Below are 21,958 nucleotides of genomic sequence, written 5' to 3' on the forward strand. Positions count from 1 at the left end.
GCCGCAGGTGAACGGCAATGGACATGTCTTGACATCCTTTCTGGAGCCGTCCTAACGTCCGGGCCATGAGCGAGCATCCGACGACCCCGGGCGAGGGGTTCCACCCGCATCTCCCCGACGCCCCGCAGGGCCCTGTGACGCCGCTGCGCGCCCGACTGCACCACATCCGCGCGGACTCGCTCGACGGCGACACGGCGCAGACCGGTGGTATGCGCCGATTCTCGGCCGTCAGCGGAAAGACCGTCGGCTCCGAGAAGTTGTGGATGGGTCAGACCCATGTGGCCCCCGCGACCTCCTCGTCCGACCACCACCACGGCGAATCCGAGACCGCCATCCATGTGATCAGCGGACACCCGGAGTTCGTCTTCCTGGACGACTCGGGCGACGAACCGGAGGAGGTACGGCTGCGCACCGCGCCCGGGGACTACATCTTCGTCCCGCCGTTCGTGCCGCACCGGGAGGAGAACCCCGACCCGGCCGAGGAGGCGGTGGTCGTCATCGCCCGCAGCACCCAGGAGGCGATCGTGGTGAACCTCCCCCGGCTGTACGCGCTGCCGAGCGACGACGCCTGACCGAGGGGCGCCCGCCGCGACGCGGGCACTCCACCCCGGTTCAGTCGAGAACCGCGAGGTGGTCGGCGGCGCCTCCGCGCCATTCGAACATGAAGAGGGTGGCATCGTCGCTGGTGCGCCCGCCCCGCTCCTTCTTCAGCGTGTGGGAGAGCCGGCGCAGATCCGCCCGCATCCCGTCCGACGGCTCCTGGCTCAGGCGGTTGACGCAGCGGATGAGGCGTTCCTCACCGAAGGTCTCCCCGCCGTCGGCCCGCTCCTCGATGATGCCGTCGGTGTAGCAGAGCACCCGGTCGCCCCGCTGGAGTGTGTGCTCCCGGATGCGGGGCGTCTCACCTCCGAAGCCGACGGGCAGCGTCGTCGCGCTCTCCAGCTGCCGCACGACCTGGCCTTCGCGGATCAGCAGGGGTGCGGGGTGGCCCGCGTTGACCAGTTCCAGCTCACCGGTGGCGATGTTCAGGTGCATCAGCTGGGCCGTGACGAAGTGGTCGTTGCCGAACTGCCGGGAGATGGCATGGTCCATGAACGCGTATTTCTCGGCCAGGCTGACGAACACGCGCCGGGCATGGCGGTAGGCGCCGATGGCGATGGTCGCCATCGTGGCGGCGTCCAGGTCGTGGCCCATCGCGTCGATCACGGCCACGTGCAGGATGTTGTCGTTGAGGGCGTAGTCGAAGCTGTCGCCGGCGACGCGGTAGGCGGGCTCCAGGATGCCTGCCACCTGAACCTGGGGCACCGCCATCGTCAGCGGCGGCAGCAGGCCCCACTGGATCTCCGCGGACACGCTCATCGGTTCCCGGCGCCGGGCCAGGAAGAACTGGTCGGTGTAGGCGTTCTTGGTGACCAGCATGTCGGCGACCAGACCGGCGAGCCGGCGCAGCAGGCGCCGGTCGTCGTCGCCGACGGCGGGCAGCGTCAGGGCCATGACGCCCACCTGGTCGCTTCCGTCCAGCAGGGGCAGGTACATCCGTACGCCGCCGTGGGCCTGTGGTACCTCTACGACATCCGCGCGCAGGAAGGCCCGGCCGGCGGGGGAGTCGGCCATCGGTTCGGGCTGCCCCACGTGCAGCTTCCCGCCCGGGAGCGGCACGAGCAGCTCCTGTGCGTAGTCCTGGAGCAGGATGGACACCTTACGGCCGCCGATCCTGGCCACCTCTTCGGCGATCAGCGGCGCGATCAGCTGCGGCGGCAACAGCCGCGCCCTGTCCAGCAGCACACCGAGCAGCCGCTCGCCGAAACCTTCCGGCCGGTCCACGCCCTGTTCGCCCATGGCCCGGTCCACCGCCCTTCCTGCCGCCCACGCCGGTCACCGCCTCCGCACAACGTGACCTGGTCGAGCCACCGAAGTGGCGCATTAGGCCGTGCGCGGCATGTCTCCCCACGCCGGTGCCTCCGGGGGAGCCGGACAGTGCACGCGGACTGAAGACCTGTGCACGCATCCGCATCGACGTGGCGTCACCTGACAACAACGGGCGCCACTTCCCGATCTCTCCTGGCGCAACGCAGCCGCTTCGGCGGACGCAGGTCCCCAGACCACCAGAACTGTGGTGTGGGGCCCTCGCTACGCCCGTCACCCGGCACACCGTCGCCGGCGAGACATCGGTCGGGATGTCAGTAGGCGAGCCGGATGCTGACGTCGAGCGAGCCGCCGTGCGGGACCTTCAGGATGTGCATCCGCCTGCTGCCGTCGCGCAGATACCTGATGGAGGCGGCGGCAATGCTCGCGGGCCGAGCGGCGCCCCAGCGGATCTGGACGACGCCGGAGCGGCGGTGCAGATCGATACCGGTCGCGTTGGCCGTGGCGGAGCCGCCCCAGGACAGGGCGGTGCCGTCGGTGAACACCACGCGGTCGGACGCCTGGAGGATCAGCGGCACGGTCTCGGTCGCCTCCGAGTTGGCCCGGACGGAGCGCTGCACCAGTCCGTCGCTGACCTTGACGTCGGTGACGACCGACCCGGTGGGTGTGCCGAAGCGGAAGGCGTAGGGGCTGCCGCCGAAGAACTGCCCCGTCTGGGGGCCGTTGGAGTCCGGTATCTGGCCGGGAAGGATGGTGGCCCACAGGCCGTGGTTGTTGTCGTTCAGGGACTGGATGACGGTGCCGGCGACCGGGTGCCACAGGAAGCTGAGGCCGGTGCGGGCCCTGCTGGTCGGCCGGGTGCCGAGGTAGGCCCCGAGGTAGACGTCCGGGCGACGGATGTAGAGGAAGTCCTGGCCCTGGTCGGTGCGGCGCTCGGTGAAGTTCTTCGAGGCGAGGTACGGGACGGCCTTGATCGCCCGGGTCTTGGCCTGCCGGGTGGGGTAACTCTCTTTGTAGATCGCGTGGCTGAGGATCCGCGGTGAGGTGTTCTGCTTGGTCAGTCCCGCCACCGGCGAGGTGTCCGCGGCCCAGGAGGCGCGGGCGGACGCGAGGTCCTCACGGGCGGACATGAACGCGCCCAGCGCGGCCACCGACGGGACGAACTGAGCGTTGAGGGCGGTGCGTTCCGGGTCGGGCCGGGTGTTGTCGTAGGCGAGGGTGCTGGTGCGGGTGGAGGGGGCGATATTGCAGAACCAGCCGGAGCCGTCGGGTTCGCGCAGCAGGTTGTAGCCGAGCCAGTCGGTGTACTTCCGCGTCATGGTCACCAGGTGCCGGTTGTGCGACTGCCGCCAGGCGTCGGCCATCTCGGGCAGCATGACCTCGAAGTTGTAGTTCATGTCCATGCCGCCCTCTTCGTAGAAGAAGCCGGCCGGGCCCTGCCCGTTCTGGGCCATGCGGGCGAAGGCGTCGTCCAACTGGCCGCGCAGGGCCGCGTCGGGGTTGGTTCTGAGCGCCAGTGCGGCTCCCGCCAGTCCGGCCGTGACCTGGTTGGTGTATCTGATCGGGGTCCGCCAGGGACCGGTGTTGGACGGGTTGAGGAGCCAGGTCATCGCTCCGTGCAGGGCGCGGGCGATCTGGGCGCGGCGGGTGGGCAGCAGTCGCGCGTCCTTCAGCAGCACATGGGTCTTGCTCAGATAGCCGAGGGCGAAGCCGGTCGCGGCGAGGGAGTGCTCGCCGGGGTTGTACTCAGGCCATGAGCCGTCGGAGTGCTGGAGGCCGAGGTAGTGGCCGAGTGCCGCGTCCAGCCGCCCGAGGAGGGCGGAGTTGCCGCGGTACGGGTTCCAGGAGCGGTTGCTGGTGAGGAACCAGGCCAGTGTGTAGACGTGCTCCTGGACGCGCGTGTTGTACGGGACCGCGGGGGATCGCCACCAGCCGCCGCCCATGAAGCCGTTGTCCTCGATGTCGTTGACCATCGGGGCGAGGCTGACCAGGTAGGGGGCGTAGAGCTGTTCGTCGGCGGCGAAGGCGCGCCGGGAGGGTGCGCCCGGGGGCAGGGACGGCAGGGTCGGCAGGGTGCCGGCGGCGAGGGCGTGGGGGGCGGGCAGGGCGGCGGCGAGGCCGGCGGCCCCGGCTGCCGTGAGGATCGCGCGGCGTGACAGAGGGGATCCGTACTTCATGGGGCGTCTCCTGGACGTGAGTGAAGGCGGAGAGGGTACCGACGGTGCGTGACCGTTCGGCTGGTCGAACACATTCCCTGGGCCTGAGGCCGCCGTCAAGGCGCTAATACGAATTACTACTGGCGCGACGGTCTTTGTCGAACCTCTTGACGGGTCGCTTGGGGTCCCTTAAGTTCCGTTCACCTGATCGAGGCAATGCGTATTAACGCTATTGACGGGAGGCGGTGTCGTATGAGCTTGGCTCCAAGAAGGCTTACTCAGCGTGACATCGCCCGGCGCGCGGGGGTCAGCCAGACCACGGTCTCCCTCGTGCTCAACAACCGCGGGGACGCCGCGGCCCGGATCGCCCCGACGACCCGGGACAGGGTGCTGCGGGTCATCAGGGAGACCGGGTACGCGGCGGATCCGCTGGCCCGCCGGATGCTCAAGCAGCTCAACCAGATCCTGGGTGTCTTCACCTACGAACCGGTCTTTCCCAGCACCAGCGCCGACTTCTACTTCCCGTTCCTGCGGGGCATCGAGGAGAGTGCCGAGAACTACGGCTGGGATCTGCTGATGTTCACCTCGGCGCCGGTGACCGGCGGACGGCGGCGGATCTTCCACGAGAACAACCGGCTGCGGGTCGCGGACGGTTGTGTACTGCTGGGCCGCGAGATCCCTTCCGGGGAACTCAGCCGCCTGGTCGCGGAGGACTACCCGTTCGTATGCGTGGGCCGCCGTGACGACGCGGACGGCAGGCCGGTGCCGTATGTGGGCGCCGACTACGTGGAGGCGACCGCGCGGCTCGTGGAACGGGCCCGGGGCCTTGGCCACCGGCGCTTCGCGTTCGTGGGGCTGGGCACCGGGGCGGAGTCCTCCGCCGACCGGCTCTCGGGATTTCGGCGGGCGGCCGGCGCGGACGCCCCGTCCTTCATGGCCGAGACACCGGATCCGGGCGAGCGGGTGGCCCGGCTGGTCGAAGCCCGGGTCACCGCGGTGTTCGTGGAGGTGGAGGCCGAGGCCGTCGCTCTCGCGGAGGCGGCGGTGGCACGGGGCCTGTCGGTGCCGCGTGACCTGTCGGTGATGACCCTGGGCGATGCGACCACCCCGGTCGACTCGCCCCTGGACTTCACCGGCTTCCACATCCCCCGGTCGCGGATCGGCCGGCAAGCGGTGGAGCTGCTGGTCGACGTCCTGCACGGTCGTACGGCCACGACCCAGCGTCTGCTCGGCTGCGAACAGAGGCAGGGGCAGACCCTCGTCCCGCCGGTGCGCTGACGCCCCGGCGCGACGAGCGACCCCGGCCCCTGGCGACAGCGAGCGGCGCTCCGCGCCGGTCAGAAGAAATCGCACAACCTTTCACGCTAGGAGACCCATGCACGCGGATGTTCTCGTAGTCGGCGGAGGCACCGGTGGTGTCGCCGCAGCGCTCGGTGCGCTGCGCGCGGGCCGCAGTGTGATCCTCACCGAGGAGTACGACTGGCTGGGCGGTCAGCTCACCAGTCAGGCCGTGCCGCCGGACGAGCACACCTGGATCGAGCAGTTCGGCGCCACCGCCTCCTACCGCGCACTGCGCGAGGGGATCCGTGACTACTACCGGCGCAACTTCCCGCTCACGGCCGCCGCCCGGGGCCGCCGTGACCTCAACCCCGGCGCGGGCTGGGTCAGTCGGCTCTGCCACGAGCCCCGGGTGTCCGTCGCGGTGATCGACGAGATGCTCGCCCCGTACCGGGGAAGCGGCCGGCTCACCGTCCTGCAGCCCTACCGGCCGGTGTCGGCCGACACCGACGGGGACCGGGTGGAGGCCGTGACACTCGCGCACCGCGACACGGGTGAGCGGGTGACCGCCACCGCCGCGTACATCCTCGACGGCACCGAGACCGGTGAACTGCTGCCCCTGACCGGCACGGAGTACGTCACCGGTTTCGAGGCGCGGGGCGACACCGGGGAGCCCAGCGCCCCGGAGAACGCGCAGCCGTCGAACATGCAGGCCGTCTCCTACTGCTTCGCCCTGGACCACGTCGACGGTGACCACACGATCGACCGCCCGGCGAACTACACCCACTGGGCCGGCTACCAGCCGCCCTTCTGGGGTGCCCCGCTGCTGTCCTGGAAGGCCCCGCACCCGCGGACCCTGGAACTGGTCGAGCGCGGGTTCACGCCGAATCCGGGCGACGATCCGGCGGAGGTGATCGCCGATCAGCGGGTCAGCGGCGGCGACATGAACCTGTGGACGTTCCGCCGGATCGCGGCCCGCGACAACTTCGTCCCCGGCGCGTACGCCAGTGACATCACCCTCGTGAACTGGCCGATGATCGACTATCTGGAGAGCCCGGTCATCGACGTTCCCGACGCGGACGCGCATCTGGCCGCCGCCAAGGAGCTGTCGTTCTCCCTTCTGTACTGGATGCAGACACAGGCCCCGCGCGCCGACGGAGGCACCGGCTTCCCCGGTCTGCGTCTGCGCGGCGACGTCACGGGCAGCCGGGACGGGCTGGCGCAGGCGCCGTACCACCGCGAGTCCCGTCGTATCCGCGCCGAATACACGGTCGTCGAGCAGGACCTGTCCCTGGATGTCCGGGGCGGCAAAGGCTCGGTGAACTACGCCGATTCCGTCGGCATCGGCATGTACCGCATCGACCTCCATCCCTCCACCGGAGGTGACAACTACATCGACGTACCTTCCAGCCCGTTCGAGATCCCCCTCGGGGCCCTGATCCCCCGGCGGACGGAGAACCTGATACCCGCCGGCAAGAACATCGGCACCACCCACATCACCAACGGCTGCTACCGCCTGCACCCCGTCGAATGGAACATCGGCGAGGTCGCCGGCCTCCTCGCGGCCCACTGCGTCGAACAGGGGCTCACCCCCCGTGCCGTACGCAACTCCCCGGACCGGCTCGAAGCCTTCCAGCGCCTGCTCACCGCTCACGGTGTCGAACTGCGCTGGCCCGACATCAGCGGTTACTAACCAGGAGACACCCGCATGAACACCCAACGACAGCAGCGCACCATCAACTTCGCCGCCCTCGCCACCACCGGGGTCCTCGTACTGACCGCCTGTGGCGGCGGTGGTGACAACGCCGGCTCGGACAACGGGCCTGTGAACCTCCGTATGACCGTGTGGTCAGGAGCTCCGGAACACCTGAAGCTCCTCGACGGCATCGCCGCCGAGTACCGCAAGACCAACCCCGATGTGAAGTCGATCAAGTTCGACGTCCTCCCGGTCGAGAACTACACCGAGACCCTCACCACCCAGATAGCCGGCGGCAAGTCGCCGGACCTGGCCTGGATCTTCGAGAACTCCGCGCCCGACTTCGTGTCCTCCGGCGCGCTGAAGGAGGTCAAGGACGACGAGGACGTCCTGCCCGCCGCCAAGGAGATCTGGCAGCAGGACGGCAAGCTGTACGCCTACCCCTTCTCCACCTCGCCCTTCGGTGTCTTCGTCAACACGGACATGCTGAAGAAGGCCGGTCAGCCCACCCCGGCCGACCTCATCAAGCAGGGCAAGTGGACCTGGGACGAGGCCACCGCGATGGGCGCGGCGGTCAACGACAAGACCGGCAAGACCGGCATCGTCATCCGCGACTTCGACTACAAGTCGTGGGACAACCTCGCCTCGTACTGGGACGGCTGGGGCGCGGAGGCGTGGTCCGCCGACGGGAAGACCTGCGGCTTCGACAAGCCGGAGATGGTCCAGGCGATGACCAGCCTGCACAAGGCGATCTTCGAGGACGAGGCGATGCTCGCTCCGGGCACCACCGCCGACTTCTTCGCCGGTGAGTCCGCCATGACGGTGACGCAGATGAGTCGCGCGTCCCTCCTCACGGACAAGTTCGCCTGGGACTTCGTGCCGCTGCCCGAGGGCCCGAAGGGCAAGTACGCCGTGACCGGCCAGGCGGGGATCGCGGTGCTCGCCAAGGGCCAACACCCCGACGCGGCGGCCGACTTCCACGCGTTCATGACGAACAAGACGAACGCGGCGAAGCTCGGGGCCTACTTCCCGCAGGCCCGTTCCTCACAGCTCAACGCCGCCGCGCTCGCCAAGAGCAACGCGAAGCTGAGTGAGAAGCAGCTGTCCGACGTCGTCATCGAGGGAATCAAGAACGGCAAGGTCAAGCCCGTCCACATCGGCCAGGCCGAGATCTACGCGGCCGTGCGCTCCGAGCTGGACTCGCTGTGGAAGCCGCAGGCCGATGTGCCGAAGGTCCTGACCGGGGTCTGCGACGCCATCAAGCCGCAACTGGAGCAGTGACGGCGTCATGAAGACCCATGACCGTCCCCGTGTCCCGGAGGCAGGACCGGCCAACGACGGCGCCCGTGCCGGGAGGTCCTTCTGGACCTCCCGGCGCCGGGATCACCTGGCCGGCTATCTGTTCATCGCCCCGCAGCTCATCGGCAGCGTCGTCTTCGTGCTCGTCCCGCTGATCCTGGTCGTCTGGTACAGCTTCCACGAGTGGAACGTCCTGGCCGGTACGTTCCACGGAGTCGGCACGGACAACTACGAGAACCTGTTCGACGACCCGAAACTGCCGGGCGTCCTGCGGGCCACCGGCTACTTCTCCGTCGGCCTGGTGGTGCTCAACCTCAGCCTCGCGCTGGCGCTGGCCGTCCTGCTCAACCAGAAGCTGCGCGGCGGTGTCGTCTTCCGCACCCTGTTCTTCTCGCCGGTGGTCGTGTCGCTCGTCGCGTGGACGATCGTCTGGGGCTTTCTGCTCCAGAAGAACGGCGGCATCAACGCGGGCCTGGACCTGATCGGGGTCGACGGGCCCAACTGGCTGCGCAGCGAAGGCACATCGATGCTGTCGGTGATCGTCGTGCAGTGCTTCAAGAACGTCGGCCTGAACATGGTGCTGTTCCTGGCCGCCCTCCAGGGCGTGCCGCGTGAGCTGTACGAGGCGGCGACGGTGGACGGCGCGGGGCGGTGGCGGCAGTTCTGGCGGATCACGGTGCCGCTGATCAGCCCCACGATCCTGCTGACCTCCATCATCACCGTGGTCGGCTCGTTGCAGGTCTTCGCGCAGATCGCGGTCCTCACACAGGGCGGGCCCGGCGGTTCCACGACGGTGCTCGTGTACTACCTCTACCAACAGGCTTTCAAGTTCCACCACTTCGGCTACGGGGCCACGCTGTCGGTTCTGCTGTTCCTGATCGTGCTGGTGCTGACCATCGTGCAGTGGCAGATGCGCAAGAAGTGGGTGTTCCATGAATCATAAGAAGTCGACCCGGACCAAACTGGTCCTGTACGGGATCCTGCTGGTGCTGTGTGTCCCGTTCGTCTTCCCCACCTGGTGGATGGCTACGTCCTCGCTGAAGCCGGCGGCCGACATCTTCGCGTTCCCGCCGAAGCTGTTCCCGGACGATCCGAGCCTCAGCGCCTACAGCCGGGTCTTCGAGCTCCAGCCGTTCGGCCAGCAGTACTTCAACAGTATGTACATCGCGATCGTCGTGACCCTGGGGACCCTGGCGGTCGCGTCGCTGGCCGGGTACGCGTTCGCGCGTATCCAGTTCCGCGGGCAGAACGCGCTGTTCCTGGTGATCCTCACCGGTCTGCTGATCCCCAGCGAGGTCACGATCGTCCCGCTGTTCCAGATGTTCCACGACTGGGGGATGATCGACACCCACTGGCCGCTGGTCCTCGTGCCGGTCTTCGGTGCGCCGAGCGTCCTGGCGACCTTCATCATGCGGCAGTTCTTCATCGCCCTGCCGCACGAGGTGGAGGAGGCGGCACGGATGGACGGTCTGGGGCGCTTCGCCATCTACTGGCGGATCGCGCTGCCGCTGGCCCGCCCGGCGCTGGCGGCGGTCGCCATTTTCACGTTCCTGCACAGTTGGAACCTCTACCTGGAACCGATCGTGTTCCTCTCCACCCCGGAGATGTTCACCCTGCCGCAGGCCCTCACCCAGTACGTGGACGCGTACGGCGGGCCGATGTGGAACGTCCAGCTGGCGGCGGCCTCGCTGACCGCGCTGCCCGTGCTCGCGGTGTTCGTCTTCGCACAGCGCCAGTTCGTGGAAGGACTCGCGCACACGGGCCTGAAGTAACCCCGCGCTGAATCACGCCGTTGCGCTCAAGAACCGGGTGGGCCGCTCCAGCAGCGCCATCGCCATCATCGACCACTTGTCCGCAAGCTGGTCGATGATCGGCCTGCTGGGGCAGTCCGCCCGGAAAACCGTCCGTGGCTCGAACGGGGCCGCGACGCCTGACCGCGCGTCACCCGCCGTCACTCCTGTTCGCCCCTCGCTGCTGGGGATGCTGTTGAGGCTTTCCGCGTTGGTTCGTGTGTCGAGCGGCCTGTGCTCACACTTTCTTCGCGGCTCTGAAGGGCCTCGCGGAAATGAACCCGCACTTGCTCGACATTGACGCTTTCCTGGTGGTCGCCTCGCGCAGGAGGCGTACCAACCGATCACCGCCGCGATTACCTCGATCCTGACAGCGAGCGAAGTCCGACAGCGATTGGCCTCCCCGGGCCGATCATCAAGATCCAAGTCTCTCCGGTGTCCAAAACCCGGGGTCAAGGCCCCCTTTGCGCGTGGCGTCGTGTTCCCTGACGTCACGCGGGTGAGTATGTGCGGACCCAACCCTCTTCCCGCACCGAGGCGATGCGATGCCCGAGCGCGCCGACCATGTCCGCCGTAGGGGCGTCGCACAGAGGTTGACCTTGCCGCACCGACTGCCGGAGCAGTCGCTGTTCAGCGGCATCTACGGCCTGGTGCTGGCCAGCGCCCTCGTGGCCGCGCTGGACGCGACGGGCGAGAAGGCCGATCCCGGTCCGGACGCGCTGTGGGTGCTGCTCACCGCGCTGGCGTCGGGCGCCGCCCATGGGTACGCGCACGTCATCGCCCAGCGTGCGTCCGTCGACGGGGCGGCCACCGTGAGCAGACTGCGGTTGGTGCTCGCCGAGTGGCCGCTGGTCGCCGCCGTGCTGCCCGCGGTGGGGATACTGCTTGCCGCGGTAGCGGGATGGTGGGCAGAAGCCACGGCTGTGGACGCGGCCCTGCTGTTCAACACCGCCGCCCTGTTCGGCTGGGGCGCCTGGACCGCCCGCACCGCGGGGCACGGATGGCCGTCCTCGTGCTGGGCGGGGGGCCTGGACATGCTGATCGGCCTGGTGATCATTATCGCGAATGCCCTGATCAAGTAGCCGGACCGTCGGGTGACATGCCGGCGAGAAAGGCCGCGATTCCGATGAGACGACCGACCTGCACGAGAGCGAAAGCGCGGCCACCCTCACCGATACGCACACCATCGCCATCGTGGCCGCTGCCTCCGGCCTCCGCCGCACCGCCTCCGCTTTCCGCGACCACCAGCGAGGTCACGGTCGTCGTCACTGAGATCGACCGGAAGCGACGCAGGCTGGTTCTCTCTCGACGACAAAGCTCATCCGACCACCGGTGACTCCTCTGCGCTCTCGCGACGGTTCCTCGCGCGAGCGTTCCTGAGCGTGTGAGCGCCCCCTCGGCGCAAGGAAAGCACCGCTCCAACCCGGTGAACCTTTGCGGACGGGCCTAGGGCGTGTTTGAGAAGTCCCGTCTGGCCCACGACGCCTGGCACGCGCGCTCGCTGCGTTGTCGGAGTCATCCAAGTACGTCCAGTACGAGGCTGATCCTCCGCCTTGCGATCGCATGCACCAGACGCCGTGGGCCCCGCCCGATGGGCGGACGACGCTACTTCTAAAACACGCCCTAGGCGCGCGGGTCTCGAATAGGGACACTCGCGCTTGTTCCCAGCACCGACCCCCCGCGAAGCGCAACGCGACTGATCAGCACGGCGTCTGCCCGGACCAACGCCACCCAGAAACCTCCGGATCAGCGGGAACTGACCACATTCTCCCAGCACCGCCTCAGGGTGCCTCGTGAGTCTCCACTCGGACGCAGGTGACCACCCGGGGCTCGTCGTCCGTGTACTCGGGAAACGTCAGCACCAGTTTGTCCTTGCCGCCGCTGACCTGCATCTTCGAGTAGCCCGCGTCCTGGCCGTCGATGAGTCCCCCTGACAGTGTGTGCCTGCCCTCGATCGTCTTCTCCACCCTTTCGGGAACGTCATGGACCACATACGGAGCGCGCCGGTCAAACGTCACGGAGAGGCGGCCGCCCTCAAAGGACCAGCTGCCTTCCTCCGACCACGGAGTTTCCGTGCCCCCGCCGGTCACCAGTAACGGACCGTCTTCGGATACGTCAATCCGTGCCCCCTTGCCGTTCTCTGCCTCGAACTGCCAGCTGCCCTTGAGGAACGCCCCCAGGGTCTGGGATCTGACGCTGGTGGAACCATTACCCGAGCAGGCAGCCACGGCCGAGGCCGCGACGCCCGCCAGCGCGTATCGGAGCGCTGCGCGGCGCCCCACCATCCGGACGAATCCCTCGGTGTCCATTGGATTTCCCGTCTGTCTCCGCTATCGCGCGGCCAAGGATGACGTGTACCCGACAACATTGCACTGCCAGTCTCAGGCCGGAGGAATAGCCGGCCATGACCTCCCCGGGGTCGACCTCGGGCCGCTGCCCCATCCGTCGATGGGGTAGCCACCTGCCCGGACGCCGAGCTGTCCCGGACCCACAAGGGAGGACCCCCGGGTGTCATCGAGACCGTACGACGCCGGCGGGGTCAGACCCGTGCTCGGCAAGATCGCCTGGGCGGCGCCGATACCTCACCGCAGGGTGACGCGGGCCGTCGGAGTCTTGCCCTCCAGTACGGCCCGGACACGCTGCTCCAGAACCCGGGCCCACTCCTGTGCTGTCGGCTTGCCGTCGACGGGCGCATGGACTGTTACCTCCACTGGTCCCACGCGTACGAGAATGTGGGTGAAGCGTTGCGTGTTGAAGGTCAGTCCGTTGCCGCCAACGCCGACTGGCTTCGGATCCCAGCAGTCATACAGCTTCTGGTTCAGCGCGAGGTTCTCCTCGACCATTTTGGTTGCCTCGGCAACACTCGATGAGGGGCCGAAGCCGTCCTCACCGGTCGGCACGTTGAGCTCGAAGTGCGCGCCGTCGCCCTTGTCCTCATTACCGGCACTGACCATGCCCATGATCCCGAAACCATGTCCTTCAGCAGCCTCCTGCGGCATCGCACCGCACTCCAGGGCCCCGGCAGCGTTCTGCGCGTCGGCGGCGTCTCGCCAGCCCACCGAATCCGACCCCGAGAGCTTCCAGCCGGCGGGAAGTTCCTCTGTGGTGGGCAGCATTCTTGTGACCTCGTCCGAAGTGGGCAGACCGTTTCCGGAGGGGGCGGGCTGCTCCGACGTCTGCTTGCCCTGGTCGTCGTCCACCTGCTGTGATGGCTCGGCGTTGCCGCCGTCGGAACAAGCGGTGACGGATGCCGTGAGAAGGACAGCGAGGGCTGCCCCGGCGATCGCCCGAGCCGCGACGGTGCGTTGACACCACATCTCCATACCTCAATTCCCCTTCCGGCAAGGCGTGCTGAACAACCAACCCGGCCCCCCCGAGCCACCGGGTCCGGCAATACTGCGACGGGGTGGGGTGCAAGCGGGGCCGTGGTGAGCGAGCGGGTACGTATCTTCGCCGGCTTCGGACAGGCTCAGCAGGCTGCGTCGACGGAGCTCAGCTTGTTGTCGTGAGCAGGATTGAGGTCGTCCTTGAACCACCCCGGCATGGTTCCCAGCCGCCCGGTGTAGGTGCCGTCGTAGAGGATGATGGGGGTCGGTGTCCTGTTCCAGGCCGAGGTCGACTTGCCGTCGAGGTAGTCGGGGAGATGGTGTCGTCCGCAGCTGGGGACGACCCAGAGCAGTCCTTCGCCCTGGTAGTGCTGGAAGAAGCACGTGCCCGCCCCACAACGGTCATACGCGTCCTGCGCGATGACGTCGCTGCCGGCTCCGGTCACCCTGTACAGCCCGCTGACCCCGGCGACTTCGGTGAACCGGGTCTCGGATGCGCTTGCGGAGCTTGGTCCGGCAAGCGTCGCTGCGAGCGCGGCGACACCGGCGAACACAGATAGCAGTTTCCGCATGGATGTTCCCCCTTTTGAGTGAGAAGTGGTGTGCTGGAGGTACTGAGATGGCGCGGCATTCCTGCTGTGACCAGTTGGACAAGGAACGGAACGCGCGGGGGCGGCGTCGGCACCTCCCCGTTCCCCCACATCGTGACGCGCACCGTCGGCTGCGAGTTGGCGATGCGTGCGGCCCTACTTGTCGCTCAGCGCAGCCCGTTCGCATCCGGCAGACTGAGCGGCGCCGCCTGCCGGAGCTCTCTGGGCGTCACGCCGTACGCGGCGCGGAACGCCCGGCTGAAGTCCGCCGGGCGCGGGATCCCCCACCGGGCGGCGATGGCGCTGATGGACCGCCGCCGCAGCCGGGGGTCGGTGAGGTCGGCATGGCAGCGTTCCAGGCGCCGCCGACGTATCGAGGCGCTGACGGTTTCCGGTTCGCTTCGGAACAGCAGGTGGAGGGTGCGTACGGAGACGTGGTGGTGGGCGGCGATGGCCGCAGGGTTCAACTCGGGGTCGCCCAGCTGGTGGTCGATGAAGGCGTTGATCCGGGCCAGCAGAACCGCATTGCGTGTCTCGGCGGGCAGGGTGTCCTGGGCTCCGAGCCTGGCCGCCACCAGGGTGGCCGCCAGGTCCACCCCGATGGCGCCGAGCCGGGCCAGCTCCGCCTGGTCGCAGGTGCGGGCGGCCTGCGGCAGCTGTGCCAGGTACAGGCCGAGCAGGGCCGCCGACCCGGCCAGGGGCGACAGCGGCTCGGCCAGCAGCCGGTCGGCCCGGCCGTCGGCCAGTGGCGGGACGGGGCGCGGCAGCCGCATCAGCGTCAGGCGGGTCTGGCGGCCGTGGTCGAGGAACTCGCAGGCCAGCGGATGTGAGGTGGAGAAGAGGGCCATGTTGCCGGCTTGGAGGCAGGCGACGCCGCGCGCCTGCTCCAGCCGGACCGAGCTGTCCCGGACCAGGAGCAGATAGTAGTTCTCGGGGTCGTGGCGGCGGATGTGGACCGGCGAGCGGCGGGCAGTCATCGGGGAGAAATCGAAGGTCGTCACCTGACTGTGCGGCAGCACGACGGCTTCCGCCCGGCCCCGGAAGACGGCCGTGTGCGCGCTGCGTACCGCCACGGGCATGATTTCGTGGCCGACCATTTCGGACCACCAGCCGAACCGCTCCGGCGCCGGGACGGAATCGGTGCCCACCGTCACCACCGGCCCCGTACCGCCCTGTCCTGGCATCTCCGCGAAAACGGGCATGCAACTGATACTGCCTGACAGGACATCGATCGAGAAGACCGCTACTTCGGCCGGGCGGCCGCTGGTGCCGGGCGCGCCGACGGTTCAGCACCCGGGAGACGGTCGTCGGCTGACCGGCGGGACGCCTTCCTGGACTCCCGCGCGGCCAGGCCCTGCTCGTGTGAGACCCGCGGAATGCCCCGATACGCCGCAGCCCCCAGCTTTCATCCGAGGCCGATCTTGAGACCATGAGCAGCCCGTGGCAGGCTCATGCCGCATGATCGATGAATTCGCGAAGGACAACCTGCACGGGAGATTGCGGCGGGACCGCGAGGCGCTGCTCTGGAAACTCGACGGCTTGTCCGAATACGACGCCCGCCGGCCTTTGACAGCGACCGGGACCAACCTCCTCGGACTGGTCAAACACGTGGCCAGCGTCGAGGCCAGGTACTTCGGCGAGGTCTTTGACCGCCCTTCCCCGGAACCGCTGCCCCGGTGGCAGGACTCCGACGGCAGCGATCTGTGGGCGACCGAGGACGAGACCCGCGATCAGATCATCGGGTTCTACCGGCGCACGTGGGAACACTCGGACGCGACGATCAACGAGCTTCCCCTCGACGCCCCCGGCCATGTGCCGTGGTGGCCGGAGCCTTATGCCGACACGAACCTGTTCGCCGTCATGGTCCATGTCCTTGGCGAGTCCGTCCGGCATGCCGGGCACGCCGACATCCTGCGTGAGGGCCTCGACGGCCGGACCGGGCTGCGCGCCGAACACGAGACGCGGATCGACGAGGAAGCCCGTGCGGCCTACTGCGCGAAGATCGAACAGGCCGCCAGGTCGGCCGCTCCAATCAAGGCCTAGAGGTTGTCGCACGTGACGTGATGTCCGGGCGGCATGATGCCGGTCGTGGGTGCTGATCTGTCGAAGCGTCTGGTTCCTGATGAACTCTGGAAGCCGGCCGCCCCGTTGCCGCCGACGTTCGGCACGTCGCCCGCCACCGCGCATCGCCGCTTCACGGTATGGACCGAGGCCGGCCGGCGGCGTCGACCGCACCGGGCGGCAACGACAGCCTCGTCCTCAAGCCGCTCATCCGCGGCATACCCGCCCTCCGGTCCCGCCGGGGACCATGGCGGCACCGGACCCCGTCAAACTCCGCGCCGACAAGGCGTACTTCTCCGCCGAACACCTGGCCTGGCTGCGCGAGCGCGGGCTCGTCGCGCGCATCGCGCGGCCCGGCATCGAGCCCGGCGAACGCCACGGTCGGCACCACTGGAAGACCGAACGGCCGACCGCCTGGCTCTTCGGCTACCGCCGCCTCACCGTCCGATACGAACGAAAGGGCTCGCACCTCCTCGCCTTCCCCGGCCTGGCCGCCGCCCTGACCTGCTACAAGAAACTCGTGTCACTTTCGGGGTATGCATTCGCCGACGGCAGACAGGAAACAGCGCCGAAAGACTGGATAGTTGCGCCGAGGCCGTGTCAACCTACAACGTCCCGCAAAACACCAGGTCAGACGGTGCGGTAACTCGGCACGAACAGGGCTGCGGGTGATTCGCAGCTCCACGTCACATCAGAATGCCTTGCTGGCATGGACGCTGCGTAGGAGACGCCGGAGGGTCCATGACATCCCAGCCGTCGCGGGGCGATCGCACCGCCGAGTGCGAGAAAGCCGACGTCGCCGCGGCATCACCGCCATTGTGACTGAGCGCCCTACTTGGCCCGTGTCCATGGCAGATCCCGGGACACGCGTGCTCTCGCTCGTACCGCCGCCCAGCGAACCGTCGTACGCAGACGCGGAGTTGCTGGACGGCGAGCCGGGTTTGAGCGATGTCCTGTTGCTGCAGCGCCGGTTCGCAGGCGGGGCGGACGAGGAGGACGAGCAGCTGTTCTTCATGGACGCGCTGGTCGAGTACCAGTGGGCGCGAGATGTGGCGGGCCTGGCGTCCTCGACGCTGGACGGCCTGACGAAGCCGGTGATCGAGGTGTGCGACCAGTACGGTGTGGTGCCGTGGCGGTTGACGCCGCGTCACGTCGACGGCTACTTCGCCGGGGTCGGCAAGCGTCAGGCGCCGACGGTGCGATCGAAGCTGAACCGGATCGACCACTTCTTCGCATTCCTGGAGCAACGCTACGCGCACGAGATCTTCCGGCGGTTCGGGGCGGCGGTCGAGTCGCCGGTCGATCCGTTCAACCGGCATGCACACCGCGGTGACTTCGGCCTTCGGGTGCCGCCGTCGGCGCGGGCGGTTGGCGAGTTCTTCGCCGGCTGGCGGCGGGAGCTGGCGCACGCCCGCAAGGAGGCGGTGGCGTGCAGGGACTACGTGATGGCGAAGTTGATCTACATCTCCGGGGTGCGGGCTTCGGAGCTGTGCCGGATGTGCATGAAGGACCTGCACTGGGAGGCCGGCGACTTCGGGCGGTTCGTCGTTCAGGGCAAGGGCGCCCGAGGGTCGGGGCCGCGGCAGCGAGAGGCGCTTCTGTTCGCCGAGGGGCGTGAGTTGCTGTGGTGGATACGTGGAGGAGGTCCGAGGGTTGTTCTCGGACGGTCCGGAGCACCCTGAGTCGCCGGTGTGGCCCTCTGAGCGCCTGGCGCGAGATCTTGGCGGCATGCCGAACCCTGTCGGCCCAGCGGTGACAACGCCGACACTACGGAAGGCGTTGGCGAGAGCCTCGGAGGCTCACCTGGCAGGTCCGGTCGAGCGGATCTTTCCTCACCTGCTTCGGCATGCTTGTGCCACACACCGTTACGAGGCGGGGATGTCGCTGTGGGAGGTGCAGAAGTTGCTCGGCCATGACTGGACGACGACCACGGTTCGATACATTTTGTCCGCTCAGAGCGATCCAGAGATGGCCAGCCGACGTTCGTCGGCTCGGGCCGCACAACGACTGCGCGTGGACACGGGGGGTCTGTCGTGAAGTGGAACCTGCGGTGGGCAGCGGCCAACCGAGGCATCTGGAGACCCAGTGACCTGATGCCCGTGTTCAAAGAAGTCGGCTTCAATCCGTCGATGTCGAAGGTCTCCGCGCTCTGGTCGGGCACACCGGTAACGGTGCGGTTGGACGACCTGGACCTGATCTGCGCTGCTCTTCAGTGCACGGTCGCGGACCTGCTCGTCGCCGAACCTGTAGCCGGGGAAACGCCGGTAGCCCAGGACGAAGGGCTCGCGACGGCTGCGGGTGAGTCGCCCAGGCCGGTTCCGCGCCGGTCCACCGGGGCGGGGCGGCCCAGGTCGCTCCCACCGAATTGAGGTGGCCCCAAGACGAAAGTGCCTGCCCTCGCTGGGGCAGTGCGTCGGCTGCCTCGGCTGGGGGCTGCGGGTTCAGTCACCGTTCTGCTCCCCCTGCCACCAGTGGCGCTCCAAATGGAATCACCCGGAGGGCGAGTGCAGACGGTGCAAGCGGCTGTGGCGCATCAATGACGAAGGCTTCTGCGCCACTATGCGCCGCTACCTCATCTACCTGGCCGAGCCACTCGCCGACTGGACCACCCGCTACACCACCTTGCGCCAGGTGACGGAGGCCGACGTCACGGCCGCTGTCACCGCGGTCAAAGGCCCACGCGCCCACGAGCGCGATGTGGCGATCCGGTCGCTCTTCCGAGCCCTGAAACACGCCAAGCTCGTCTTCGTCGACCCCACCCTTGGACTCCCCGTCACCCGTCAGGAACTGCTGCCCACAACTGGCCCCCGACCGGCTGGCCGGGCTCTTGGAGACCAGCTCCAACCCGGCTACCCGTTTGGTTCTCGCCTTGGTCGCCCTCCACGCAAGCAGCGGCACCGACCTGCGCAACCTTGTCCTCTCCGACGTGCTGCTCACCCGACGGCAACTTCTGATCCGCCGCCCCCACGGCCGTCACGTCGTCCACCTCGACAACACCACAGCTGACCTACTGCACGCCTGGCTCCGCTACCGCCATCAGCGTTCGCCACGCACCGTCAACGCGCACCTCCTGGTCACTCAACAGACCGCCAGCACGACCGATCCTGTCTCCGCGGACTACGTCTACAGGCGCTTCGATCCCGCCGGTCTGACTCTGCGCGCAGTTCGCGCCGGCAGAATCCTGGACGAGGCCCGCGAGACCGAAGATCCCGTCCACCTCGTCCGTGTCTTCGGAATCTCCATCACCACTGCCATGAAGTACATCCACGCTGCCCACCCCCACCGCGCCGGCCCTGTTCCTCACTGAGGCAGTCGCCCGCCCCCGGGAAGCACGTGCACCCCCAAATAGCGTCACTCCAGGACCTGACCTGCCTTCACGATGGCGGCAGCTCAGTGTTGTGTCTCTCGGCAGGCACTCGCTCGATGCGGGTCCAGCCCCTCCAGCCCCGCTCCTCCAGGATCGCCAACAGCCGCGCGGCGTGCGGTGAGGACTCGACCATGGTTGAGTCCAGCAGGTCGACAAACTGATCGTCGATGCCGTCATCGGCACCCACCTCGCCGGCCTCCACAGCGCGAACCATCAAGCGCTCCATGATGTCGGCGACCTCGACGATCCGCGGATCGTCGGCCGGCCAGTCGAGTGCCCCGCTGAGAAGGCTGTAGAGCCTTACCATCTCGGGGTCGTCCAGCTCCTCGTGCTTCTTGGCGATCACGGAGTCGATCGAATGCGGCACCTGGGCGGCGATCATGATCCAGGCGTCCCGCTCCATCTCGATGTACCGCTCCTCAACGCCGAGACCGCGCAGCCGGTCGAGGTAGTCCACAACGCTCTGCGGAAGCGCCAGGTGCTCTCCGGCGGCGAGCCTGGCGAGTCGGCTGCGAGTGTCCTGCAGCCGCCGGATCTCGGCACGCAGGGCCTTGTCGATCTCCTGGACGCCGCCGGTGAACTCCTCCGGGCCGGCGGCGAGGAGTTCCTGCACCCGGGCCAGCGGCACGCCGGCGTCTGCGAGGGTGCGGATCCGGATCAGTCGCACGACCGCGACGGCGTCGTAGTTCCGGTATCCGGACCGGTCGCGCTCGGGCTCCGGCAGCAACCCGATCCGGTGGTAGTGGCGTACCGCCCGCACCGTCACCCCGGCGTACGCCGCAAGCTGGCTGATGGTGAGCATGGGTCTCAGACTGCCTCAGGCGATCTTCCGGCGATAGGCGGCCATCGCGAAGATGTACGCCACGACGAGGATGCCGACGCACCATGCGAGGGCGGTCCAGATGTCGTCGCCGACCGGCTGCTGGGCGAACAGGTTGCGGATCGTGTTGACGATCGACGTCACCGGCTGATGTTCGGCGAACCAGCGCACCGGACCGGGCATCGTCTTTGTGGGCACGAACGCCGAACTGACGAACGGCAGGAAGATGAGCGGGTAGGCGAACGCGCCCGCTCCCTCAACCGACGACGCAGAGAGCCCGGGGATCACGGCGAGCCAGGTCAACGCCAGGGTGAACAAGAACAGGATGCCGGCGACCGCGAGCCACGCCGCCACTCCTGCCCCGGAGCGGAAGCCCATGAGCACAGCGACGCCCACGACGAGCACGAGCGCGATCAGATTGGCGACCAAAGAGGTGACGACGTGGGCCCACAGCACACCCGACCGCGCGATCGGCATGGACTGGAACCGCTCGAAGATCCCGCTCTTCACATCGGTGAACAGCCGGTACGCGGTATATGAGATGCCCGATGCGATGGTCATGAGCAGGATGCCGGGCAGCATGTAGTTCACATACGAAACCGACCCGGTATCAATGGCGCCGCCGAACACGTAGACGAACATCAACATCATGGCGACCGGCGTGATGGCGGTCGTGATGATGGTGTCCATGCTGCGTGTGACATGGCGCAGGGTCCGCCCCGTGAGCGCGACAGTGTCGTTGAAGAAGTACGCGGTCATCCTCGTCCCCCAGTTGTCGTGCCAGTGACGTCGTTCTTGTCGATGCCCCCGATGACCGCGAGGAAGATCTCCTCGAGAGTCGGCTGCTTCTCGACGTACTCGACCTTGGCGGGCGGGAAGAGTTGCTTGAGCTCGGCGAGGGTGCCGTTCACAATGATCCGACCCTGGTGCAGGATCCCGATCCGGTCGGCCAATTGCTCGGCCTCGTCCAGGTACTGCGTGGTGAGCAGCACCGTCGTTCCATGGCCGGCGAGCTCCTTGACCGCATCCCACACCTCAATGCGCGCCTCGGGGTCGAGTCCGGCCGTCGGCTCGTCCAGGAAAATCACCGGCGAATTCCCGATGAGGCTCATCGCGATGTCCAGCCGGCGGCGCATCCCACCCGAATACGTGGACACTCGCCGCGCGCCCGCCTCGCTCAGCGAAAAGCGCCTCAGCAGGGCATCCGCGATCGTGCCCGGGTCCTTGAGGTGTCGCAGCCTGGCGAGGAGTACGAGGTTCTCCCGACCGCTGAGGATCTCGTCGACGGCCGCGAACTGCCCGGTGAGACTGATGGACTCCCGCACGTTCGCCGGTTGCGTGGCAACGTCGAAGCCATTGACGCTCGCCGCCCCCGCGTCGGCTTTCAGAAGTGTGGCGAGGATCCTCACCGTCGTGGTCTTGCCCGCTCCGTTGGAGCCGAGCAGGGCGAAGATGCTGCCCGGCACCACGTCGAAGTCCACACCGCGCAGCACTTCGAGCTTCCCGTACGACTTTTTGAGACCTTGCACGCGAATCGCCGGTCCGGCGATCGATTGGACTGTCATGGTCATCTTCCTCCCTCGTGGAGCTGTTCCAGGCGTCTGCGCGGAAGCCCCTCCGGAAGAATGGAGGGTTGACCCAGCGTCAAGGTCAAGCCTGTTCCGACCATGACATCCAGATCACCGGTCGATCAGACACATCGCAGCAAC

Annotated in this window: 22 protein-coding genes; 13 read left to right on the plus strand and 9 right to left on the minus strand. The window is 67.9% G+C overall.

Going from position 1 to position 21,958, the window contains the following annotated elements; all coding sequences use genetic code 11:
• The first annotated feature begins 65 nt into the window (after positions 1–65).
• The gene (locus OIE74_RS33750; protein ID WP_329390507.1) at positions 66–572 is read left to right on the plus strand and encodes a cupin domain-containing protein; all 507 of its coding nucleotides are present in this window, start codon (positions 66–68) and stop codon (positions 570–572) included.
• Between the two features lie 40 nt (positions 573–612).
• On the opposite strand, the gene OIE74_RS33755 is transcribed toward OIE74_RS33750, so the two are convergent.
• Together OIE74_RS33755 and OIE74_RS33760 are read right to left on the minus strand one after the other, a co-directional pair.
• On the minus strand, positions 613–1,839 hold the full coding sequence (locus tag OIE74_RS33755) for a PP2C family protein-serine/threonine phosphatase (RefSeq protein ID WP_329390509.1): 1,227 nt from the start codon (positions 1,837–1,839) through the stop codon (positions 613–615).
• Between the two features lie 341 nt (positions 1,840–2,180).
• A complete protein-coding gene (locus OIE74_RS33760; protein WP_329390511.1) occupies positions 2,181–4,043 on the minus strand; it encodes a hypothetical protein in 1,863 nt (620 codons plus the stop codon).
• A 231-nt stretch (positions 4,044–4,274) separates the two neighbouring features.
• Here OIE74_RS33760 and OIE74_RS33765 point away from each other — a divergent pair, with 231 nt between their 5' ends.
• The 6 genes from OIE74_RS33765 (at position 4,275) to OIE74_RS33790 (ending at position 11,167) form a co-directional block, all read left to right on the plus strand.
• Positions 4,275–5,300, plus strand: a complete 1,026-nt coding sequence (locus tag OIE74_RS33765) for a LacI family DNA-binding transcriptional regulator (RefSeq protein WP_329390513.1) — start codon at positions 4,275–4,277, stop codon at positions 5,298–5,300.
• A 97-nt stretch (positions 5,301–5,397) separates the two neighbouring features.
• On the plus strand, positions 5,398–6,993 hold the full coding sequence (locus tag OIE74_RS33770; protein ID WP_329390515.1) for an FAD-dependent oxidoreductase: 1,596 nt from the start codon (positions 5,398–5,400) through the stop codon (positions 6,991–6,993).
• 15 nt (positions 6,994–7,008) lie between these two features.
• Positions 7,009–8,277 (plus strand): ABC transporter substrate-binding protein, encoded by a 1,269-nt coding sequence (locus tag OIE74_RS33775; RefSeq protein ID WP_329390517.1) that lies wholly within the window; start codon positions 7,009–7,011, stop codon positions 8,275–8,277.
• A 7-nt stretch (positions 8,278–8,284) separates the two neighbouring features.
• Positions 8,285–9,238 (plus strand): carbohydrate ABC transporter permease, encoded by a 954-nt coding sequence (locus OIE74_RS33780; RefSeq protein ID WP_329390519.1) that lies wholly within the window; start codon positions 8,285–8,287, stop codon positions 9,236–9,238.
• Positions 9,228–10,067: a carbohydrate ABC transporter permease gene (locus tag OIE74_RS33785; protein WP_329390521.1), complete on the plus strand. Its 840-nt coding sequence runs from the start codon at positions 9,228–9,230 to the stop codon at positions 10,065–10,067. The genes OIE74_RS33780 and OIE74_RS33785 overlap by 11 nt, the downstream gene beginning before the upstream one ends.
• 563 nt (positions 10,068–10,630) lie before the next feature.
• Positions 10,631–11,167, plus strand: coding sequence for a hypothetical protein (locus OIE74_RS33790; RefSeq protein WP_329390522.1), 537 nt, complete (start codon positions 10,631–10,633; stop codon positions 11,165–11,167).
• 699 nt (positions 11,168–11,866) lie between these two features.
• Here the strand turns inward: OIE74_RS33790 and OIE74_RS33795 are convergent.
• The 4 genes from OIE74_RS33795 to OIE74_RS33810 all read right to left on the minus strand — a co-directional run bounded on the left by OIE74_RS33795 (position 11,867) and on the right by OIE74_RS33810 (position 15,203).
• On the minus strand, positions 11,867–12,394 hold the full coding sequence (locus tag OIE74_RS33795; RefSeq protein ID WP_329390524.1) for a hypothetical protein: 528 nt from the start codon (positions 12,392–12,394) through the stop codon (positions 11,867–11,869).
• Positions 12,395–12,667: 273 nt separating this feature from the next.
• Positions 12,668–13,408 (minus strand): hypothetical protein, encoded by a 741-nt coding sequence (locus tag OIE74_RS33800; RefSeq protein ID WP_329390526.1) that lies wholly within the window; start codon positions 13,406–13,408, stop codon positions 12,668–12,670.
• Between the two features lie 146 nt (positions 13,409–13,554).
• Complete coding sequence (locus OIE74_RS33805; protein WP_329390528.1) at positions 13,555–13,983, minus strand: peptidase inhibitor family I36 protein; 429 nt, start codon at positions 13,981–13,983, stop codon at positions 13,555–13,557.
• A gap of 185 nt (positions 13,984–14,168) precedes the next feature.
• Positions 14,169–15,203: a helix-turn-helix domain-containing protein gene (locus OIE74_RS33810; protein WP_329390530.1), complete on the minus strand. Its 1,035-nt coding sequence runs from the start codon at positions 15,201–15,203 to the stop codon at positions 14,169–14,171.
• 256 nt (positions 15,204–15,459) lie between these two features.
• Here OIE74_RS33810 and OIE74_RS33815 point away from each other — a divergent pair, with 256 nt between their 5' ends.
• The 6 genes from OIE74_RS33815 (at position 15,460) to OIE74_RS33840 (ending at position 19,369) form a co-directional block, all read left to right on the plus strand.
• A complete protein-coding gene (locus OIE74_RS33815) occupies positions 15,460–16,044 on the plus strand; it encodes a DinB family protein (RefSeq protein WP_329390533.1) in 585 nt (194 codons plus the stop codon).
• Positions 16,045–16,309: 265 nt separating this feature from the next.
• Positions 16,310–16,708 (plus strand): hypothetical protein, encoded by a 399-nt coding sequence (locus tag OIE74_RS33820; protein ID WP_329390535.1) that lies wholly within the window; start codon positions 16,310–16,312, stop codon positions 16,706–16,708.
• A 202-nt stretch (positions 16,709–16,910) separates the two neighbouring features.
• Positions 16,911–17,744 (plus strand): hypothetical protein, encoded by an 834-nt coding sequence (locus OIE74_RS33825; RefSeq protein WP_329390537.1) that lies wholly within the window; start codon positions 16,911–16,913, stop codon positions 17,742–17,744.
• A 46-nt stretch (positions 17,745–17,790) separates the two neighbouring features.
• The gene (locus tag OIE74_RS33830) at positions 17,791–18,099 is read left to right on the plus strand and encodes a site-specific integrase (RefSeq protein ID WP_329390538.1); all 309 of its coding nucleotides are present in this window, start codon (positions 17,791–17,793) and stop codon (positions 18,097–18,099) included.
• Complete coding sequence (locus tag OIE74_RS33835; protein ID WP_329390540.1) at positions 18,096–18,431, plus strand: helix-turn-helix domain-containing protein; 336 nt, start codon at positions 18,096–18,098, stop codon at positions 18,429–18,431. The genes OIE74_RS33830 and OIE74_RS33835 overlap by 4 nt, the downstream gene beginning before the upstream one ends.
• 392 nt (positions 18,432–18,823) lie before the next feature.
• The gene (locus OIE74_RS33840) at positions 18,824–19,369 is read left to right on the plus strand and encodes a hypothetical protein (RefSeq protein ID WP_329390542.1); all 546 of its coding nucleotides are present in this window, start codon (positions 18,824–18,826) and stop codon (positions 19,367–19,369) included.
• A 67-nt stretch (positions 19,370–19,436) separates the two neighbouring features.
• Here the strand turns inward: OIE74_RS33840 and OIE74_RS33845 are convergent, their stop codons facing one another.
• Genes OIE74_RS33845 through OIE74_RS33855 form a run of 3 tightly spaced genes read right to left on the minus strand, consistent with a single transcriptional unit; the run spans position 19,437 to position 21,814 of the window.
• Complete coding sequence (locus OIE74_RS33845) at positions 19,437–20,231, minus strand: MerR family transcriptional regulator (protein ID WP_329390544.1); 795 nt, start codon at positions 20,229–20,231, stop codon at positions 19,437–19,439.
• A gap of 15 nt (positions 20,232–20,246) precedes the next feature.
• On the minus strand, positions 20,247–21,008 hold the full coding sequence (locus OIE74_RS33850; RefSeq protein WP_329390546.1) for an ABC transporter permease: 762 nt from the start codon (positions 21,006–21,008) through the stop codon (positions 20,247–20,249).
• Positions 21,005–21,814 carry an ABC transporter ATP-binding protein gene (locus OIE74_RS33855; RefSeq protein WP_329390548.1) on the minus strand — a complete coding sequence of 270 codons (810 nt, stop codon included), beginning with the start codon at positions 21,812–21,814 and terminating at the stop codon, positions 21,005–21,007. Before OIE74_RS33855 ends, OIE74_RS33850 begins: the two co-directional genes overlap by 4 nt.
• Positions 21,815–21,958 lie beyond the last annotated feature (144 nt).

It is taken from the genome of Streptomyces sp. NBC_01716 (genome assembly GCF_036248275.1).
Taxonomy (GTDB): domain Bacteria; phylum Actinomycetota; class Actinomycetes; order Streptomycetales; family Streptomycetaceae; genus Streptomyces.

Excerpts from the sequence above, each read along its gene's own strand:
- OIE74_RS33800 (WP_329390526.1), bottom strand. The coding sequence starts at position 13,408 with ATGGAGATGTGGTGTCAACGCACCGTCGCGGCTCGGGCGATCGCCGGG.
- OIE74_RS33795 (WP_329390524.1), bottom strand. The coding sequence starts at position 12,394 with ATGGACACCGAGGGATTCGTCCGGATGGTGGGGCGCCGCGCAGCGCTC.
- OIE74_RS33755 (WP_329390509.1), bottom strand. The coding sequence starts at position 1,839 with ATGGGCGAACAGGGCGTGGACCGGCCGGAAGGTTTCGGCGAGCGGCTG.
- OIE74_RS33775 (WP_329390517.1), top strand. The coding sequence starts at position 7,009 with ATGAACACCCAACGACAGCAGCGCACCATCAACTTCGCCGCCCTCGCC.
- OIE74_RS33765 (WP_329390513.1), top strand. The coding sequence starts at position 4,275 with ATGAGCTTGGCTCCAAGAAGGCTTACTCAGCGTGACATCGCCCGGCGC.
- OIE74_RS33815 (WP_329390533.1), top strand. The coding sequence starts at position 15,460 with ATGATCGATGAATTCGCGAAGGACAACCTGCACGGGAGATTGCGGCGG.
- OIE74_RS33805 (WP_329390528.1), bottom strand. The coding sequence starts at position 13,983 with ATGCGGAAACTGCTATCTGTGTTCGCCGGTGTCGCCGCGCTCGCAGCG.
- OIE74_RS33820 (WP_329390535.1), top strand. The coding sequence starts at position 16,310 with ATGGCGGCACCGGACCCCGTCAAACTCCGCGCCGACAAGGCGTACTTC.
- OIE74_RS33785 (WP_329390521.1), top strand. The coding sequence starts at position 9,228 with ATGAATCATAAGAAGTCGACCCGGACCAAACTGGTCCTGTACGGGATC.
- OIE74_RS33810 (WP_329390530.1), bottom strand. The coding sequence starts at position 15,203 with ATGCCCGTTTTCGCGGAGATGCCAGGACAGGGCGGTACGGGGCCGGTG.
- OIE74_RS33830 (WP_329390538.1), top strand. The coding sequence starts at position 17,791 with ATGCCGAACCCTGTCGGCCCAGCGGTGACAACGCCGACACTACGGAAG.
- OIE74_RS33770 (WP_329390515.1), top strand. The coding sequence starts at position 5,398 with ATGCACGCGGATGTTCTCGTAGTCGGCGGAGGCACCGGTGGTGTCGCC.
- OIE74_RS33790 (WP_329390522.1), top strand. The coding sequence starts at position 10,631 with ATGCCCGAGCGCGCCGACCATGTCCGCCGTAGGGGCGTCGCACAGAGG.
- OIE74_RS33850 (WP_329390546.1), bottom strand. The coding sequence starts at position 21,008 with ATGACCGCGTACTTCTTCAACGACACTGTCGCGCTCACGGGGCGGACC.
- OIE74_RS33760 (WP_329390511.1), bottom strand. The coding sequence starts at position 4,043 with ATGAAGTACGGATCCCCTCTGTCACGCCGCGCGATCCTCACGGCAGCC.
- OIE74_RS33845 (WP_329390544.1), bottom strand. The coding sequence starts at position 20,231 with ATGCTCACCATCAGCCAGCTTGCGGCGTACGCCGGGGTGACGGTGCGG.
- OIE74_RS33780 (WP_329390519.1), top strand. The coding sequence starts at position 8,285 with ATGAAGACCCATGACCGTCCCCGTGTCCCGGAGGCAGGACCGGCCAAC.
- OIE74_RS33825 (WP_329390537.1), top strand. The coding sequence starts at position 16,911 with ATGGCAGATCCCGGGACACGCGTGCTCTCGCTCGTACCGCCGCCCAGC.
- OIE74_RS33750 (WP_329390507.1), top strand. The coding sequence starts at position 66 with ATGAGCGAGCATCCGACGACCCCGGGCGAGGGGTTCCACCCGCATCTC.
- OIE74_RS33855 (WP_329390548.1), bottom strand. The coding sequence starts at position 21,814 with ATGACAGTCCAATCGATCGCCGGACCGGCGATTCGCGTGCAAGGTCTC.